15 protein-coding genes and 1 tRNA gene are annotated in these 17,620 nt (G+C 35.3%); 11 read left to right on the top strand and 5 right to left on the bottom strand.

Annotated features, from left to right (window positions below; translation table 11 throughout):
* Position 1 precedes the first annotated feature (1 nt).
* The 4 genes from EG348_RS11330 to EG348_RS11315 all read left to right on the top strand — a co-directional run bounded on the left by EG348_RS11330 (position 2) and on the right by EG348_RS11315 (position 4,117).
* Positions 2-289 (top strand): GNAT family N-acetyltransferase, encoded by a 288-nt coding sequence (locus EG348_RS11330; RefSeq protein ID WP_228414716.1) that lies wholly within the window; start codon positions 2-4, stop codon positions 287-289.
* 116 nt (positions 290-405) lie between these two features.
* The gene (locus EG348_RS11325) at positions 406-1,902 is read left to right on the top strand and encodes a sodium:solute symporter (RefSeq protein ID WP_123983224.1); all 1,497 of its coding nucleotides are present in this window, start codon (positions 406-408) and stop codon (positions 1,900-1,902) included.
* A 327-nt stretch (positions 1,903-2,229) separates the two neighbouring features.
* Complete coding sequence (locus tag EG348_RS11320) at positions 2,230-3,081, top strand: transketolase (RefSeq protein WP_123983223.1); 852 nt, start codon at positions 2,230-2,232, stop codon at positions 3,079-3,081.
* A gap of 88 nt (positions 3,082-3,169) precedes the next feature.
* Positions 3,170-4,117: a transketolase family protein gene (locus EG348_RS11315; protein ID WP_123983222.1), complete on the top strand. Its 948-nt coding sequence runs from the start codon at positions 3,170-3,172 to the stop codon at positions 4,115-4,117.
* Positions 4,118-4,182: 65 nt separating this feature from the next.
* Here EG348_RS11315 and EG348_RS11310 read toward each other — a convergent pair whose 3' ends face one another.
* From EG348_RS11310 to EG348_RS11295, 4 genes are all read right to left on the bottom strand, one after another.
* Positions 4,183-4,728, bottom strand: a complete 546-nt coding sequence (locus EG348_RS11310) for a hypothetical protein (RefSeq protein WP_123983221.1) — start codon at positions 4,726-4,728, stop codon at positions 4,183-4,185.
* 29 nt (positions 4,729-4,757) lie between these two features.
* Positions 4,758-5,135 (bottom strand): hypothetical protein, encoded by a 378-nt coding sequence (locus tag EG348_RS11305; RefSeq protein WP_123983220.1) that lies wholly within the window; start codon positions 5,133-5,135, stop codon positions 4,758-4,760.
* A 68-nt stretch (positions 5,136-5,203) separates the two neighbouring features.
* The gene (locus tag EG348_RS11300; RefSeq protein ID WP_066751538.1) at positions 5,204-5,674 is read right to left on the bottom strand and encodes an Lrp/AsnC family transcriptional regulator; all 471 of its coding nucleotides are present in this window, start codon (positions 5,672-5,674) and stop codon (positions 5,204-5,206) included.
* 134 nt (positions 5,675-5,808) lie between these two features.
* Positions 5,809-10,602, bottom strand: a complete 4,794-nt coding sequence (locus EG348_RS11295; RefSeq protein WP_123983219.1) for a translocation/assembly module TamB — start codon at positions 10,600-10,602, stop codon at positions 5,809-5,811.
* Between the two features lie 4 nt (positions 10,603-10,606).
* Between EG348_RS11295 and tsaD the strand changes: the two genes are divergently transcribed.
* From tsaD to EG348_RS11270, 5 genes are all read left to right on the top strand, one after another.
* A complete protein-coding gene (gene tsaD / locus EG348_RS11290; protein ID WP_123983218.1) occupies positions 10,607-11,623 on the top strand; it encodes a tRNA (adenosine(37)-N6)-threonylcarbamoyltransferase complex transferase subunit TsaD in 1,017 nt (338 codons plus the stop codon).
* Positions 11,620-12,030, top strand: a complete 411-nt coding sequence (locus tag EG348_RS11285; RefSeq protein ID WP_123983217.1) for a hypothetical protein — start codon at positions 11,620-11,622, stop codon at positions 12,028-12,030. Before tsaD ends, EG348_RS11285 begins: the two co-directional genes overlap by 4 nt.
* A 45-nt stretch (positions 12,031-12,075) precedes the next feature.
* Positions 12,076-12,765: an RsmE family RNA methyltransferase gene (locus EG348_RS11280; RefSeq protein WP_123983216.1), complete on the top strand. Its 690-nt coding sequence runs from the start codon at positions 12,076-12,078 to the stop codon at positions 12,763-12,765.
* Positions 12,766-12,832: 67 nt separating this feature from the next.
* Positions 12,833-14,878 carry an IgGFc-binding protein gene (locus EG348_RS11275; RefSeq protein ID WP_123983215.1) on the top strand — a complete coding sequence of 682 codons (2,046 nt, stop codon included), beginning with the start codon at positions 12,833-12,835 and terminating at the stop codon, positions 14,876-14,878.
* Between the two features lie 2 nt (positions 14,879-14,880).
* Positions 14,881-15,399: a hypothetical protein gene (locus EG348_RS11270; protein ID WP_123983214.1), complete on the top strand. Its 519-nt coding sequence runs from the start codon at positions 14,881-14,883 to the stop codon at positions 15,397-15,399.
* A 50-nt stretch (positions 15,400-15,449) separates the two neighbouring features.
* Here the strand turns inward: EG348_RS11270 and EG348_RS11265 are convergent, their stop codons facing one another.
* Positions 15,450-16,121 (bottom strand): TrmH family RNA methyltransferase, encoded by a 672-nt coding sequence (locus EG348_RS11265; protein ID WP_123983213.1) that lies wholly within the window; start codon positions 16,119-16,121, stop codon positions 15,450-15,452.
* A gap of 80 nt (positions 16,122-16,201) precedes the next feature.
* On the opposite strand from EG348_RS11265, the gene EG348_RS11260 reads away from it, so the two are divergent.
* A complete protein-coding gene (locus EG348_RS11260; RefSeq protein ID WP_123983212.1) occupies positions 16,202-17,218 on the top strand; it encodes an asparaginase in 1,017 nt (338 codons plus the stop codon).
* 54 nt (positions 17,219-17,272) lie between these two features.
* A tRNA-Ser gene (locus EG348_RS11255) sits at positions 17,273-17,359 on the top strand.
* Positions 17,360-17,620: the final 261 nt, after the last annotated feature.

Genomic DNA, 17,620 nt, shown 5'->3' with positions numbered 1-17,620 from the left:
TATGATAGAGGTAAAACAAACCAACGACGAAAAACACGGAAGTTTTGAGGCTTTCATAGACGGAATCTCAGCAGGAAAAATGACTTACACTTGGGCGGGTGAAGAAAGATTCATCATCGATCACACCGAAGTAGGCGAAGAACACAACGGAAAAGGTGTTGGTAAAGAAATGCTTTTGGCCGCTGTAGACTTCGCAAGGAAAAACGGAAAAAAGATCATTCCGCTTTGCCCTTTTGCAAAAGCAAGTTTCCAGAAAAGTGAAGAACTTCAGGATGTTTTAGTTAATTAGTTTTAAATTAAACACAGAAAATAAATCAACCTTTCAGTTATAGATACTGAGAGGTTTTTTTCTTTTTTAACACACCATAAAAAAACTATATTTGTAAAATTTTAATCGAATAAAATATGTCTCCACTTATATTATTGTCCATCATTATCATTTATTTCGCCCTACTCCTTTGGGTAGCGTATAAAACAGGAAAAGGTAGTGATAATGAGAGTTTCTTCATCGGAAACCGTAAAAGTAATTGGATGCTTGTTGCATTTGGGATGATTGGAACTTCACTTTCAGGAGTTACTTTTGTGAGTGTTCCGGGTGCAGTTGGGAAGGACAGTTTTTCTTATTTACAGATCACTTTAGGCTACCTTATCGGATATATTGTGGTGGCCTACGTTTTACTTCCTTTATATTATCGGTTAAAATTAACCTCCATTTATGGCTATCTTCAGCAAAGAATGGGGCAGCTTTCCTATAAATCGGGAGCATGGATCTTCATTGTTTCGAGATTGGTGGGTGCAACAGCGAGATTATATTTGGTTGTTAATATTTTACAAGTCACTATTTTGGATAGTTTAGGTGTTCCTTTTATTGTGACGACTTTAATTATATTAATCATGATCATCCTTTATACGTATGAAGGAGGTGTGAAAACTATTGTTTGGACGGATACTTTACAGACTTCTTGTATGCTTTTAGGATTGGTTATCTGTACTGTTTATATGTTGAATCATTTAGATCTAAGTGTTGGACAGAGCTTAACAGCAATGAGCGATAAAGGCTACACAAAAATATTTGAATTTGATTTTAATTCTCCCGGATTTTTCATTAAACAAATCCTTGCAGGAGCATTTATTACCATCACGATGACCGGAATTGATCAGGAAATGATGCAGAAAAGTCTTTCTGTAACAAAGCTGAAAGATTCTCAGAAGAATATGGTAACGCTTGGTTTTATTTTATTGGGTGTGATTTCGCTCTTCCTTTATATGGGTGGACTTTTATATCTTTTTGGACAAAGCGAAGGTGGTCACATCACAGAAATCATCAAAGACGGAATTCCTAAAAAAGAATTTTTATTAAACGGAAAAGATATTTTCGGGGATAAAATTTTCCCGGAAGTGGCTTTAAATCATATGCCAGGATTTATATCAATTATATTTATCATTGCTTTAATTTCGGCTTTATTTCCAAGTGCGGATGGTGCTATGACGGCTCTTACCTCATCCATCTGTATTGATATTGTCGGAATGAAAGACAAGCCTTGGGATACTAAAAAGAAGGAAAAATTCAGAAAAAACATTCACTTGCTTGTGGCTGCTTCTTTCTTGGTTATGGTTATTATCTTTAAAATTATTAATGATAATTCCATGATTGGTTTAATTCTTAAATTGGCAGGATTCACTTATGGACCTCTTCTGGGACTTTTTGCTTTCGGAATTTTCACGAAATATAAAGTTGTGGATAAATTGGTTCCTTACGTTTGTATCGCAGCACCGATTATCTCTTATTTTATCGATAAATATCAGGGTACTATTTTCGGAGATTTCAAAATCGGATTGGAGTTGTTGATCATTAATGGATTGTTGACTTTCTTTGGTTTGTGGTTGATTAGAAAGAAATAAAATTTAAGTTTCGGCTAAAGACAATTAAGTGGTGTTTTTTGTCTGGACGGGCTAAAGCCCGCGCCTATTGATAGAACTGTATGAAAATTTAATTAGTTAAAATAATACTTCGGTTTTGTCATTCTGAACGAAACATAGTGAAGTGAAGAATCTCTACAAATAAAATTTAGATTCTTCCTTCGTCAGAATGACAAAGACTATGGTAAATTATTTTAGTTATTTAATAAAATAAAAAATTATAATTCAAAATCCGAGTATTAATCTCGGATTTTTACATTTCCGTAAGCCACTAAAAAATTGTAGATTTGTGTGCAAATAAATCAGATAATGAGTAAAAGTATCGAAGAGTTGAAATCTCTTACTACACAAATCAGAAGAGACATTTTAAGAATGGTTCATGATGTAAATTCCGGACACCCTGGCGGAAGTTTAGGTTGTACAGAATTTTTCACAGCACTTTACGGAAAGGTAATGAACTATAACCTTCCTTTCACAATGGAGGGGAAAAATGAAGATCATTTTTATCTTTCAAACGGACACATTTCACCGGTTTTCTATTCTACTTTAGCCAGATTTAATTTTTTTCCAGTTGAAGAATTAAAAACTTTCAGAAAATTAGATTCAAGACTACAAGGACACCCAACTACTCATGAGGGTCTTCCGGGAATCCGTATCGCTTCAGGATCTCTTGGTCAAGGGCTTTCTGTAGCTTTAGGTGTGGCTCAAGGTAAAAAATTGGACGGAGACAGTTCTTTAGTATATACTTTACATGGAGATGGAGAATTGCAGGAAGGTCAAAATTGGGAAGCCCTGATGTATGCTTCTGCTAAAAAAGTGGATAACATTATTTCAACAATTGACTACAACGGTCGTCAAATCGACGGTGATACAGATGATGTATTAAGCTTAGGAAATCTTCATGCTAAACTGGAAGCTTTCGGGTGGACTGTTTTGGAAGAGAAAAACGGTAACGATCTTGAAGCGGTAATTGCTATCCTTGAGAGAGCAAAAACTGAGACAGGAAAAGGAAAACCAGTGGTAATCCTTCTTCATACAGAGATGGGTTACGGTGTAGATTATATGATGGGATCTCACGCTTGGCACGGAAAAGCTCCTAATGACGAGCAATTGGATACTGCATTCAAACAATTATATTTAGAAGCTCCTGCAGACTATTAATAATAAATGATGAATCATCACTGATAAATGATGTGTAACATTATCTTTTATCAACTATAATTTATCAATTATCAAAAATTTTAATAAAATGAAATATACATATACAGAAAAAAAAGATACACGTTCAGGATTTGGGGCCGGATTAGCTGAACTTGCTGATAAAAACCCTAATGTAGTAGCACTTTGTGCAGACCTTATCGGTTCTTTGAAAATGGAGAAATTCATTGAAAAAGCACCGGAAAGATTCTTCCAGATAGGAATTGCAGAAGCAAATATGATGGGAATCGCTGCAGGACTTAGCATCACAGGAAAAATTCCTTTCACGGGAACTTTTGCTAACTTCTCTACTTCAAGAGTTTATGACCAGATCCGTCAGTCTATCGCATACTCTGATAAAAATGTAAAAATATGTGCTTCTCATGCAGGTCTTACTTTGGGTGAAGATGGAGCTACTCACCAGGTTTTGGAAGACATCGGAATGATGAAAATGCTTCCGGGAATGACCGTAATCAACACTTGTGATTATAATCAAACTAAAGCAGCAACTTTAGCTATTGCTGACTTCGAAGGACCGGTTTACCTAAGATTCGGAAGACCTGTAGTTCCGGTTTTCATTCCGGAAGATATGCCTTTCGAGATTGGAAAAGGAATTATGCTTCAGGAAGGAACTGATGTAACAATTGTTGCAACAGGTCATTTGGTTTGGGAATCTCTTGTAGCTGCAGACGAGCTTGAAAAAGAAGGTATTTCTTGTGAGGTGATCAACATCCATACAATTAAACCTTTGGACGAAGAAATCATCTTAAAATCAGTTGAAAAAACCGGAAAAATTGTTACAGCAGAAGAGCACAACTATCTTGGTGGTTTAGGTGAATCTGTTGCGGGAATGTTAGCAAGAAAAAGACCTACAAGACAGGAATTTGTTGCTGTAAATGATACTTTCGGAGAGTCTGCAACGCCTGCTGAATTAATGAAAAAATATAAAATCGATTCTACCGCTGTGAAAGAAGCTGTGAAGAGAATTTTAGAGAAATAATATCATTTTTTGATATAGAAAAATGCCTCAAAAATTTTGAGGCATTTTTTATTTAATATCGTTAGCTATTTATAACGTTTAGCTATTTCGTCCGTATTTATAGTCTCCATTGAGTTTAAGTCAGTTTTAAAATAAGTATCGTGGATAGAAAAATAGGTGTCAGTTTTTACATTAATCTTTTCTGAAGCCTTTTTCCAGCATTCTAAAAACCAGTTTTCAAACAGTTCGTATTTTTCAGTATTATATTCATCGAGAATATCATCCAGATCATCCTCTTCATAGTTATCTTCAAATTCTGCAGCAACTTCCCAAATTTGTTTTGGTATCAAAGCATTCCAATCACTACTTCCTTTTATTCTGTCAAACTTTTTTAAAGGTAGTTTGATTGTTTCCGTAATTCTTTCACCAAATTGATCAACTGACCAACATATGATATCTAAATAGTCATACTGATATTCAAAATAGAATGCTTTTGTATCGGTCTCGTTTTTATTGTTGAGATAAATTATATCCTTTCCATTAATCAAATCTGTCAAATCAACAATGAGTTGTGGACTTATTTGTTCCAGATATTTTTTTAACTCAATATTTAAATTTTGAAGATTTTCCACAGTCTTGTTAATTTTTAAAGAATATTTTTTTACTTAAAAAACTTCCACTTCGGAATAATCGCCAGCATTCCAAATCCTGTAAAAAGGAAAAGGTTGGTAACGTCTGTATACAAAAATGTTGATAAATAATAGTTGTGCATAAAGAAGTGCAAAACCAACAGTACAGGAAATATATAGATCCCAATTTTCTTATAAAAGAACATCAGCACTAAGCTTATTACCATCAATGCATCGATTGAGAAAATAACATAAAAATACCATCTTGGGATATTGAGAAACTCATGCTGCAGGTATTCATCTACATCAATTCCCAATCCCATTATCGTAAACAACATCAAAGAGGCAAATGCCGCAATAAAGCCCCATCCTTTCTTCGGATCTTCGTCAAAGTAACTGTATTCTTCCATAAGTACAAAAATAAAGAACTTATGAGAGATTTCATAAGTTCTTTTATAGTTATTCGTTTAAAATTTGATTAAATAGAAATAGCGTTGATCAATCTATTTTTATCACTTAAGAATTCTTCCATTGAGATCATACTTTCAGTTCTCATTACGTCTTGGATATCATCTATTTGATAAATAATCCTTTTAGCATCATCCGTATTCTTAGCTCTTACTTTACAGAAAATGTTGTATTTTCCTGAAATAACGCTCGCTTCGATTACGTTAGGAATACTTGTAAGCTCTTTCAATACCTCTTGAGTACGGTTTGATTTTGTTAAAAGAATTCCTATGAAAGCTGTAAAATGATAGTCTAATTTACCATAATCGATATTAAGGGATGATCCCAAAATAATACCTGCATCCTCCATTTTTTTCACTCTTACGTGAATTGTTCCCGCAGAAACATCCATCTGCTTTGCAATTTCCGTAAAAGGCATTCTTGTGTTTTCTACTAAGAAGTCAAGAATCTTCTTGTCTATTTCGTCCAGTTGATAGTTCATATTAGTTAAATTACAATTTCCTTAAAAAATCTATATATTCTTTGCAGATTTAGAAAAAATAATTTAACCCTGAAAATTATATCAAATATTAACAATAATTAACACGTATGATAAAAATCATTAAAACATTCTGATTATTTACCCCCTGTTTTTAAAGAATCTGTTTTTATTTCTGTTTTCACTTCTGCCTGTTTTTTATCTTTTTTCTTCTTTTTAAACAAAGAATTGAAGCTTTTACTCCATACGATACCCCCACCATAAGCTTGATTAGCAGAACCATTAGTTCCTGCTCCAACACCCATTCCGATATTACTCGGCTTAGAATATCCTCTCAAAATTAAGCTTCCGTCATTCTTTTTAGACACATCATATTCAATAGATCCTTCACCTGAAAGGTAATTTGCTTCTGTACTTTCGGTTTTTGTTAAAGGAATTCCAAGACCTGTTTTTACTTTAATTCTAGGTGAAAGCGCAAAGCTTACCCCGGCATTTGCCCTGTCTCCTGTATTTGAATTCTGGTCTCCTTTCACATAATTAAGGTCAATCTGAAACTCGTTACTCATCGCATTAAGAACCGAGCCTAATTGTTTTAAAAGCAAATTATATCCGGAAGATTCTGCAACTCCGGCAACATCTATATCTACACCACCGGTATTGGAAACGTTAAAACTATTTAACAATAGAATTGAACCAAATTGTAAAACCTTCTCTCCTTCCTGGCTCATTTTTGCCGCCAAGGTTTCTTTTATCTGACTGGAAACATCCAATGCTGAAACATTCAGATCTATCTTAGGATCAATAAGAGACTGCGTGATATTGGCCTGAAGCAAGATACTGATCGGCTGAAGACCTCCCATATTCAAATATTCTCCCGCATTGGAAACCATTCTCACATAATTGGCTTTAATATCTAAAGCAGGTTTCATGGCATCACCATCCCAACGAATACTACTTCCGTTCGCAATCTGGAAGGTTTTGTTAAGAATCGCTTTAGAGACGAATGTTCCGTTATCTACTTTATAGGTACCATTCATCGCAATACTTCCCTGTCTGCTCATCTGGAACCTTAAATTATCTGCAATACCTTTTACCGTAATATTTCCTACATCATCGCCAATTAATACATTTACCGTTGTTCCTTTATCAACATCAAGATCAAAATCGATATTCATATTGGCTCCCGATTTTTTCTTGTCTTCCAAAGTGATCAATCCGTCTTTTCCTTCTTTCAGGAACCTCAACATTTTAAACTCTTCAACATTTGATGTAGAACTTGAATTGAAAGTAAATGTACTTCCGTTCAATGCTTTCATATTTGGTGTTGAAATACTCAGTCCGGAAACTGGTCCGTCAACATAGAGATCACCCTGTCCGTAAATTCTTCCCCAGAAAAGGTCATAATCTTTTTGTGTGGTGTTCAGCATTAATAAATTATCTGCTCTCATTACAAGGTTGACTCCCATTGAAGAAAGCGTTTCAAACTGAATTGCTCCGGAAATCGTTCCCTGTGAATTGGATCTTCCGTCATGAACACTTATATTGTTAAGTACCGCCAACCCTTTAGATAAAGGAATCACCGTATCGTCAAATGAATAATCTACTCCCGTGAATAAAAGTTTTAATCCAAAACCTTTCATTGCAATATCGCCACTGTAATCAAGGTTATTTAATTTTCCGTTGATTTTAAGATCTCCGGTTGCTTTTCCTCTTAAATTTCCAAAAACTGACTGCACGAACTGTTGTGCAAAAGACACATCAAATTCACGCATTTGAGCCGTTAAATCAATGGTTGGCGAAGAAGTATTATTATTAACCGTACCTGTTAAATCTAAATTATTTCCGCCAAGTACACCCGCCGATGTTACCTTTACATCTACATCATAAACATTTAATGAAAATCCATTGGTGGCTGAAATAGTAAGGTCGCCCATATCATTTCCGTTCATCATAATATCATCAACCGTAAGATCAACCAAAGGCTGAAGGGTACTTTTATCCATTTTGATCTTCACACTTCCGTTAGCAAGACCTTTGATATCCATTGAATTACCGCCAGACTGCATTTCCAGCAGTTTTTCGATGGCAAAATCTTCAATATCAGCATCTACATAAAAATCTTTGGCTGATTTAAACTGAGCTTCCTTAATAAACAGTGAACTTTTATCTGAATAAATCTTTAAATTTCTAATATCAAAATCGGAAGTTGCTTTACGATAGGTGATAGAATGATCAAGTTTCGGACTCGTGTCGATTGCCCAGGTAACGTTACCGAATTTAACTTCAGTAGGTTCAAATTTAAAAACAAAATCTCCTGAAGCATTGGTAGACTGATTGACATTTATTGCATATTCTTTCAATTGATCACTAAGCTCATCTTCCGGACTTCCGTGTTTAAATTTTGTCGCTAAATGAAGAATGCTGTTATTTTCATTTCTACCGCTTAACGTGACGTCTTTTAGTATATTTTTGTTGTATTCTACCCTATTTATTTTAGCATAGATCTGTTCGTCAAGATTAGCCGTATTAATTCTCACCATGACGCTGTCGACCATTGCGCTGTCTCTGGTTATATTATCTCTGTCATTGATCTTATAGTCAGGATTTGCTTCTGCTAACGCCTTATCAGCCTCTGTAATCTCAACCTTTTTGGTCATAATATATTTCAATGAAGCAGCATCAAGGTTTAATATCAGATTATTAGAGTTTCCGTCATATTGCCCTTCAACTACAGCACCTTGAGGAAGTTTCAGATCAGGCATAAAGTAACTTACCAAACCTTGCTGAACATCAAAATTCACTGCAAAGTTTTGTCCTCTGTATAATTTTCTTGGTGGCGGACCTACTAATATTCTACCGATTCCGTTTTCAACCATTCCTACGAGATCAGCTAAATTATATTTCCCTGAAATCTTTCCGTTTACAGCTCCAGGAGCATCAACATCGATCACACGACCTCCCGCTTCCAGGAAGGTTTTTATTTTAGCATTAGGAATAACGTATTTTTGAGTCGCTGTCGCAAAATTGATATTACTGGCTTCAACATCCAAGTTCAGATCATTAATGGAAGTCATTGCCATTTTACCAACAACTTTTCCGCTCACGATCTGGCTTCCCGGTTTATCCGTAAAATAATTCATGTTTAAATGATCAACATCAGCATCTACATTCATAGAAATCTTTGGAGTACTGAAATCTATTAACCCTTTTATAGTTGCTTTCGCCTGTTCATCATTAATTGTGATTAATCCATTATATTTTTTGTGATCCAACAAACCGTCTAAATAAAGATTGTTAATTTCTTTATTCATAATCTCGATCTTTGTAATCTGCGATTTTGTAGTCAAACGCATTGTATTAACATCGAAACTCTGACCATTGATATCAAATTTCCCTGAAATTAATCCAACTGATTTATTTTTAGTAATTACCGAAGTGTTTAAATCATTCACCTCAATATATCCAGAATATTTTGGAACAGGCGTACTGTATCCCGTAAGAGAAAACTTGGTAATTTTTGCCTGCCCGATTCCGGTCATTAAATTTCCGGTAGGCACGTAAACCTGTTCCGGAGTAACCCTTGCGGCTCCGTTGTATTTTAGTTTCCCGAAATCATCCGCGAAATTCTTCATTTTTTTAGAAATAAATGAAGGCATCATTGCTTTCAGGTCTTTGTATGTAAAATCTGTTGAAAGATTATTGGTTTCGATTAAAAAATTACCTTTCAGTAAATTATTAACCTTCATTGTCTGAGTGGCAATATTTACGTCAGGATTTCTGATCAGGAAATTTTCAAGGTGAAATTTATTCAACGGCCCCGTCATTTTTCCGGAAACATTGAAAGGTTTAAAATTATCCCAATTCGTTACAAAATAGCTGATATCATAGCCGCTCAACTGGCTTCCCTGCTTAAGATTCATGTCCCAACGAACTTTGTCGGCAAAATCTGCCCAAGAACCTTTATGAAGATTAAATTTAATATCTCCCTGCAAAAGCGTGTGATCGGTATTCAATGTCAAATCTTTAAGCAAGAGAAAATCCTGCGACATTGAAAGTTCCGTAGAAAAAGTATCTACAAAATGAGATTTCCCCCATCTTGTTGTGACGAAGGACATATTATTAATTAAAGCAGAAATATTAGTTCCGTTTACTTTAACATTTGGAGCTTTTAGATTGAATTTTGTTGCCGTTAACCATTTTCCGGGCTCGCCTGGCGAGTTTTTATTAATGATAGAAACTTTAGAATCAATAATTTGCAATCTGGAATTCAGCTGAAAAGGAGGTTTGTTTGGATCTTTCTTTTTTCCGCTATCGAAAAGCTGCGTAAAGCGAATAAAATTTGAAATACTGTCGCCTTTATAGGTAATTACCTGAATATTTGCATTTTTCAGTGTTAAAGAATTAAAGCTTAAAGAATTGTGTTTACCAATATTTGTTGCGAGTGAAAACCAATCTGAATTGGCCGTAAATTCTTTAGCTGTAATAAACTCAAAACCTTTATAATCTTTAATTTTTAAACCTTTTATCTTAACATTTCCAAAAAAATTAACTTCCACACTTTCTGTAGACATATCTGCCTTAAAATCCTGATTTACGATCTGTAAAGCTTGATCTGCGGCCCATTGTTTAGTTGCAGGAAGATTGATAATGATAATGATTAACGTTATAAGTCCCAACACCAGCCAGAAAAGAATCAGCAATAATTTTGCCCACCAAGAATAGCTAGTAACATCTTTTACAGCCTGTTTCCCGAATTCTTCTGCAGTCTGCACAGGATGATGAATGGCATCTGAAGCCAGCTCAGATGCTTCTTTTACCGTTTCCTTTACAACTCCTTCTACATCCTCAACAGTCTTCTGTACCTGATCACCTAAGTTTCCAGCTACTGATTTTTTGTTCTCATTCTCGTTATTATTCTCTAACTTTGCCATTATTATGAGCGACTCTATAATTTTAGGTATTGAATCGTCTTGCGACGACACATCAGCAGCTATCATCAAGGGAAATTCTATTCTGTCAAACATCGCCGCGAATCAGGAAATCCACAAAGAATATGGTGGTGTTGTCCCTGAATTAGCTTCACGCGCGCATCAGCAAAATATAATACCCGTTGTTGAAAAATCTCTAACTAAAGCAAATATACAACAAAATGCTATTTCTGCTATAGGATTTACTCGCGGACCCGGACTTTTGGGTTCTCTTCTCGTAGGAACTTCCTTTGCTAAGTCATTAGCTATGAGTTTGGACGTTCCTTTGATCGAGGTAAACCATCTGCAGGCACACATTTTAGCACATTTCATCGAGGATGCAAATCCTATGCCGCCAAAGTTTCCGTTTTTATGCCTTACGGTAAGTGGCGGACATACGATGATCGTCTTGGTAAAGGATTATTTTGACATGGAAATTATCGGAAAAACCATTGATGATGCTGCAGGAGAAGCATTTGATAAGATCGGGAAGATCTTTGACTTGGATTATCCGGCAGGTCCGATCATTGACAGATTGGCTAAAGAAGGAAATCCTGATGCTTTTAAATTTAATAAACCAAAATTAGAGAATTACGATTATTCTTTCAGCGGAATTAAGACTTCTGTTTTATATTTTATACAAAAAGAAGTTAAAAAAGATCCTGATTTTATTAAAAACAATTTAATTGATCTTTGTGCTTCCGTTCAGAAAACAATCATTGAGATTTTGATGGCAAAACTTGAAAAAGCAGCCAAAGAATTAGATATAAAAGAAGTTGCCATTGCTGGTGGAGTTTCTGCTAATTCTGCGTTGAGAAAAGCAATGCAGGACAATCATGAGAAATTAGGCTGGAATATTTATATTCCAAAATTTGAATATACGACCGATAATGCGGCAATGATCGCTATGGTTGCTCAATTAAAATTTGAGCGAGGTGAATTTACGGATCTTAGAACTTCCGCAACTGCAAAATACGATTTATGAAAATATTGTTAGAAGAAAAAATACTTGGAACACAATCTAAAAAGAACTCAAAATATTACTGGGTTTTAGAAACCATTGTAGGAAAAAATGAAGTGACAGAAAAATCTGAAGACGAAGATTATATAATGATAAGTTCAGAAATCGGATATGTTCAGAATATAAAGGAAGAAATCGTAGAGAAAATCAATTCAGAAAATGTATTTAGTTTTACTTACGAACCTAAAGAAGGAGATTATCTATCTATCAAAAATAATTTAAGAAAAAACGAATATTTGAATTTAATTTTTATGAATAATAAGTGGATTGAAGAAATTTACGCATGTTCATACAGAGATTGTGAAGGTGATATTTATACTACGATAAAAACCGGTGTGGCATTTTTAAGCGATAATGAAATTACCTTTTAATAATGACTTATAAATAAAATTCAGGCAGATTTTAAATATTATTATATGAAACTTTTTTTTGGCGAAATCAATAACGGAAAAGCAATAATTAATGACGAAGAACAACAGCACATCGTAAAAGTTCTTCGTATGAAAGATGGTGAAGAAATTCATGTGACAGATGGTAAAGGCAATGTTGCTTCTGGAACATTAGTAATCGAAGGTAAAAAAGCCAATATTGAAGTTTCTGAAATTAAAACCAACACTCCGGATTTTAATCCAAAACTACACATTGCGATCGCGCCAACGAAAAACATCGATCGAATTGAGTTTTTTATAGAAAAATCTGTAGAAATGGGCATTTCTGAGATTACCATTTTACAAACTGAAAAAACAGAGCGTAAAAATATCAATATTGACAAACTGAGAAAGCAAGCAATTGCAGCTTCAAAGCAGAGTTTGCGATTCCACTTTCCTGTAATTAATGATTTAATTAAACTTCCTGATTTTCTGAAAAATAGTAACCCAGAAACTACTTTTGTAGCACACTGTAATGAAAGTTTAGAAAGGATTGGATTGAAGGAAATCCCACATTTAGAAAATATTACGTTTTTAATTGGCCCTGAAGGAGATTTTTCTGATAAAGAAATTTCTTATTTATCGCATAGTAAAATAAAAGCCGTATCTCTTGGAAACCAAAGACTTAGAACTGAAACTGCAGGAATATTTGTTGCAGCGTGGAATTACTTAACTTAAAATTAATCACATATAATTGATTATTGTAGTATAATTTTAATATTTTTGCGCCTAAAACTAAAATATCGTGAGGCGTATTTATTTATTATTAGCATTTTTTGCATACCAATTATTTTTTTCTCAACTCGATAATACCCATTATTTACAACCGATTATTTTTGGAGCATATGATACCACTACCATAACGGAAGAGTATATCTATCTTTCGACTCCGTCTACAGCAAATATCACGGTTAATGTAAGAATGGCAGATGGAACAACTATTCCAAGACTGTCTGTTTATAATATTAATGCAGCAACAACTGCTAACGTTACTACAGGTGTTGTAACCTTTAGCAATACCACTCCGGTGAGAATAGCTGTCATTAATGCTTCAAATGTAGTGTTACCACCGGGATCATCGCCAATGACAGTAGCTACCACAAGAGCAGGAACAATAATTCCCGCCAATGTAGGAGGTTTATTATTCACTTCTACTGATGATTTTTTCGTCAATTATAGAGGATTATCCGGTTCCCAAGCAGGATCTGTACTTACAAAAGGAAAAGTAGCTTTAGGGAAAAATTTCTTCTGGGGCGGAACACCCAACGAATTTACAACGAATGTTCCCGAAGTTGGAAACATGGTCTCCATGATGGCTACTGAAAATAATACAGTCATCACTATATCTAATATTGATTCCGGGACACAATTTATTAACGGAGCCAGTGCGACACCACTAACAGGAACTACCTTTACAAGAACATTACAAAAAGGGCAATCTTTTGTACTTTATGCCAAAGTAAAACTTAATGCACTCAGTTTACAAGACCGAGGCTGGCTGGGTGCTAAAATTTCTGCAGATAAAAATATTGCCGTTACTGTAGGAGGTCTAATGCAACAAGGAAGTATTGAAACCGGAACACTTTCAGACAGTCGCGACTTTGCTGTAGACCAATTAGTTCCCGTAGAACAATTAGGAAACGAATATGTAGTAATGCAAGGAAATGGCGGAACTTATGAAAGAGTAATTGTTGTTGCGACGGAAGCTAATACAACAATTACCATGAATACCAATGCAAATCCAAGTTATACATTAGCGAATATTGGAGATTATCAAATCGTTCCGGCCAGTTTTTTCACCAACAAAAATATGTACCTGAAAACCAATAAAGCAGTATATGTTTTTCATAAAATATTCGGAAGTTCTGCACTTAACACGAACAGTTTTATGTTTATCCCACCTCTTTCATGTTTCGGGCAGACATCAGTAAACATGATTCCGGATGCTAAACAGATTGGAACAACTTCATATGACAATACAGAGCTTGCAGTACTTGCCGCAAGCGGAACAGCAAACATCCCCGTTGTAACGGTAGGCGGAACAGCTCTTGCAGCAACTGTAGCAGCAGGAACAGCTGTACCGGGAAATCCAAACTGGAGAAGCTACAGATATAATATAGCCACTGCTGCAGGAGGAACAGCTACCATTAAAAACGTAAGAGTAAGTTCAGCAGGAACCATTCAGGCCGAATTAGTAGGAGCAAGTGGTGCTGCAGGATTTGGAGGGTATTATTCAGGATTTGGAACGGCTCCTATCGTCACCATTGCGGTAGCCAACAGCCCTAGTTCAAGACCTTGTACAGGAACTACGGGAAGTTCATCATTATCTTTATCTGTAACACCCGGCTTAGGTACTTATCAATGGTATAAAAACGGAGCTCCTATTTCCGGAGGAACCAACAGTAATTATTCAATTCCAATAACAGATAATTCCGCAGCAGAATACAATGTCATTGTAACTCCACCCGGAGGATGTCTTATTTATTCAAATGTTGTAAAATCATTTGCCTGCCCTTGCTACAAGCCCGGCGCAACAGGAACCCCTGAAATTACTAAAATAGGTGTCTCAACTAGAGCTTCTAAAAGTACGGCAAACTGGCCTGCAGACATGAATAACGCATTTTTAGCACTTGAATCTAATGACAAAGGACTTGTAATAACAAGAATTCCTGATCCGGAAGTATCAATCGCAACACCTGTAAACGGAATGATCGTATTCGACACGGATGACGTATGTCTAAAAATATATGATGGAACTCAATGGAGCTGTATTAACCAAACATGTAATTAATTATGAATTTAAAAGTAAATCTATTTATTATATCTTTTTTTGTATCTGCTCTTGCGAACGCTCAAATAGGTATAGAGAAAGAATCTGTAGACGGTAGCGGTTTAGTAGACTTCCCCGAAGGAACAACAAAAGGAATAATACTACCTCAGGTAGCGAATAATATCAACATGACAGATACTTCGGCAGGGACTTTGGTTTTTGACGGCGCTTCTTCAAAAGTAAAATATTACAACGGTGCCGATTGGATCGAGCTTACAGGCCAGACAGGCACTTCAAAAACACTACTTATAGGAACCGAACAAGACAGATCAGCAGGAGTTATTATTGGAGCTCCGACTTCAACGGCTAAAGGCGTATTGGTGTTAGAATCAAACGATAAAGCTTTAATTCTACCTAAAATCATTGATCCTGCAACCAACGTAAAGTCACCATCAGCAGGGATGATGTGCTATGATCCTGTAGCAAAACTAGTTTGTTTCTATAATGGATCCAACTGGAGTTTTTGGGGTAATATAGAATAATACATTTTTCAAATAAACATAAAGCACAGAATGAATCTGTGCTTTTTTACTTATATTTCAATATTGTTATCTCTCAAATACTTCTGAAAAATCTGCTGTCCGCTTTGCATTGAATTTACTGCCCAACGGATCTTCATTTTCAATAATTTCTCATCGCTTAATTTGTAATCGAGGTTAGAATTAATCAGTTTTTGTTTTAATTCATACATACAAATTCCTGCTGCTACCGATACATTAAAACTTCTTGTAAAGCCATACATCGGAATGGCCAGCGTTTCATCCGCAAAATCAATTACTTCTTCTGAAACTCCTGCCATTTCAGTTCCGAAAACCAAGGCAATAGGTTCTGTAATTTGATAATCAGGAAGCATTACTGCATTCTTTTCTAATGATACAGCCAGAATTTTATATCCACGATCTTTAATTTTTTGTAAAGAATCAATATTTTTTGGCATTTTTTCAACTTCAACCCAGGTTTCGGCACCTTTTGTTACGGTGAGATTCGGATCAAATACATTTTCTTCCTCCATCGCCACAACTTTGTGAAAACCACAAGCTTCCACAGATCTTATAATCGCCGCCGCATTTCTGAACTGGTACACATCATCCATCACAGGAAGCACAAAATCAGAACTTTCAGGAGAAAAATGATCGATCTTTCTCAGTCTTTCATCTGTTAAAAATTGTTTTAAATACTCAAAAGTTTTCGCTAAATCTTCCATTCATTTTCAAATCTTTGCAAATTAACGTAATTTTGAGGAACCAACCTGAAACAGCGGTGAAATTCTAATAAAAGTACTACATGAAACGAAAAGTCCTGCTCATCTATACCGGAGGAACCATCGGTATGGAGAAAGATTACGAAACCGGAAGCCTTCGTGCGTTTGATTTTGGAAATATCTTCGAAAAAATGCCCGAAATGAAGTTGATGGAATGTGAAGTTTTCGTTCATCCTTTTGCAAAACCGCTCGATTCATCGGATATGGGACCTCAGGAATGGAAAATCATCGCCAATTACATTCTTAAAAGCTATAACGAATATGACGGATTTCTGATTCTCCACGGAACAGATACGATGTCCTACTCCGCTTCTGCACTAAGTTTCATGTTAAAAGGTTTGAAAAAACCGGTGATCTTTACAGGCTCTCAACTTCCCATTGGAGATCTGAGAACAGATGCTAAAGAAAATCTTCTGACGAGTTTGTATTATGCAAGTTTGTATGAAAATGATCAAGCCGTCATTCAGGAAGTCGCCATTTATTTTGAATATAAATTATTAAGAGGAAACCGAACATTGAAATATTCTGCTGAGTATTTTGATGCCTATTCCAGCCCGAATTATCCTATTTTGGGCCAATCCGGAGTTCATTTAAATATTGTGAAAGAAAATCTTTACCGTTGTGATCCTGATGTGGAGTTCCATGTTGACGAACACATTTCCGAAGATATTTTATTCTGGAGAATTTTTCCGGGAATGAAATTACATCATTTTAAAGAAATTCCTAAAATGAAAGTTCTTATTTTACAGGTTTTCGGTTCAGGAACGATTTTCAGCAGTGAAAAAACTCAGGAAACACTTCAGGAAATCAGAAATAACGGAACTGAAATCGTAGTGGTAAGTCAGTGTATTTCAGGTGGAATCTCATTTGGAAAATATGAAAACAGTAATATTTTTTCAAGAATCGGAGCCATCAGCGGAAATGATATTACTGCCGAAAGTGCGATCACAAAAGCAATGCATTTGATCGACAATCCCAATTATACCGGAACTTTTGCAGATAATTTTGCTAAAAGTTTGTGTGGAGAAATCACTGAGTAATTGGATTAATAATTTGTCAGTTCAATAAATTAGTCTATTTTTGCAATCTCAAATAGAGAGGTGTCCGAGTGGTTGAAGGAGCTACCCTGGAAAGGTAGTATACGGGTAACTGTATCGAGGGTTCGAATCCCTTCCTCTCTGCAATAGACTTGTAAATCAATGATTTATGAGTCTTTTTTCGTTTCTATCCTTCATCATATACTACATATGTACATTAGAATTGTTACTTTGTTAGGACACCATTCTTATACTATTGCATGAAAAAGATCAGAAAAAATTACAGTTTAGAAATCTCAGATTCAACACAGTCAATTTAAGTCCAAGTAGTTTCATTAAGTGAACAAAGAGTGCTTTATGATGAGCCTATTTTAAACGTGAAAGGAAAATTGAGTTTGGGATTAA

It is taken from the genome of Chryseobacterium sp. G0201, assembly GCF_003815655.1.
In the GTDB taxonomy this organism is placed as follows: domain Bacteria; phylum Bacteroidota; class Bacteroidia; order Flavobacteriales; family Weeksellaceae; genus Chryseobacterium.
This window is presented reverse-complemented; position numbering and strand designations above follow the sequence as displayed.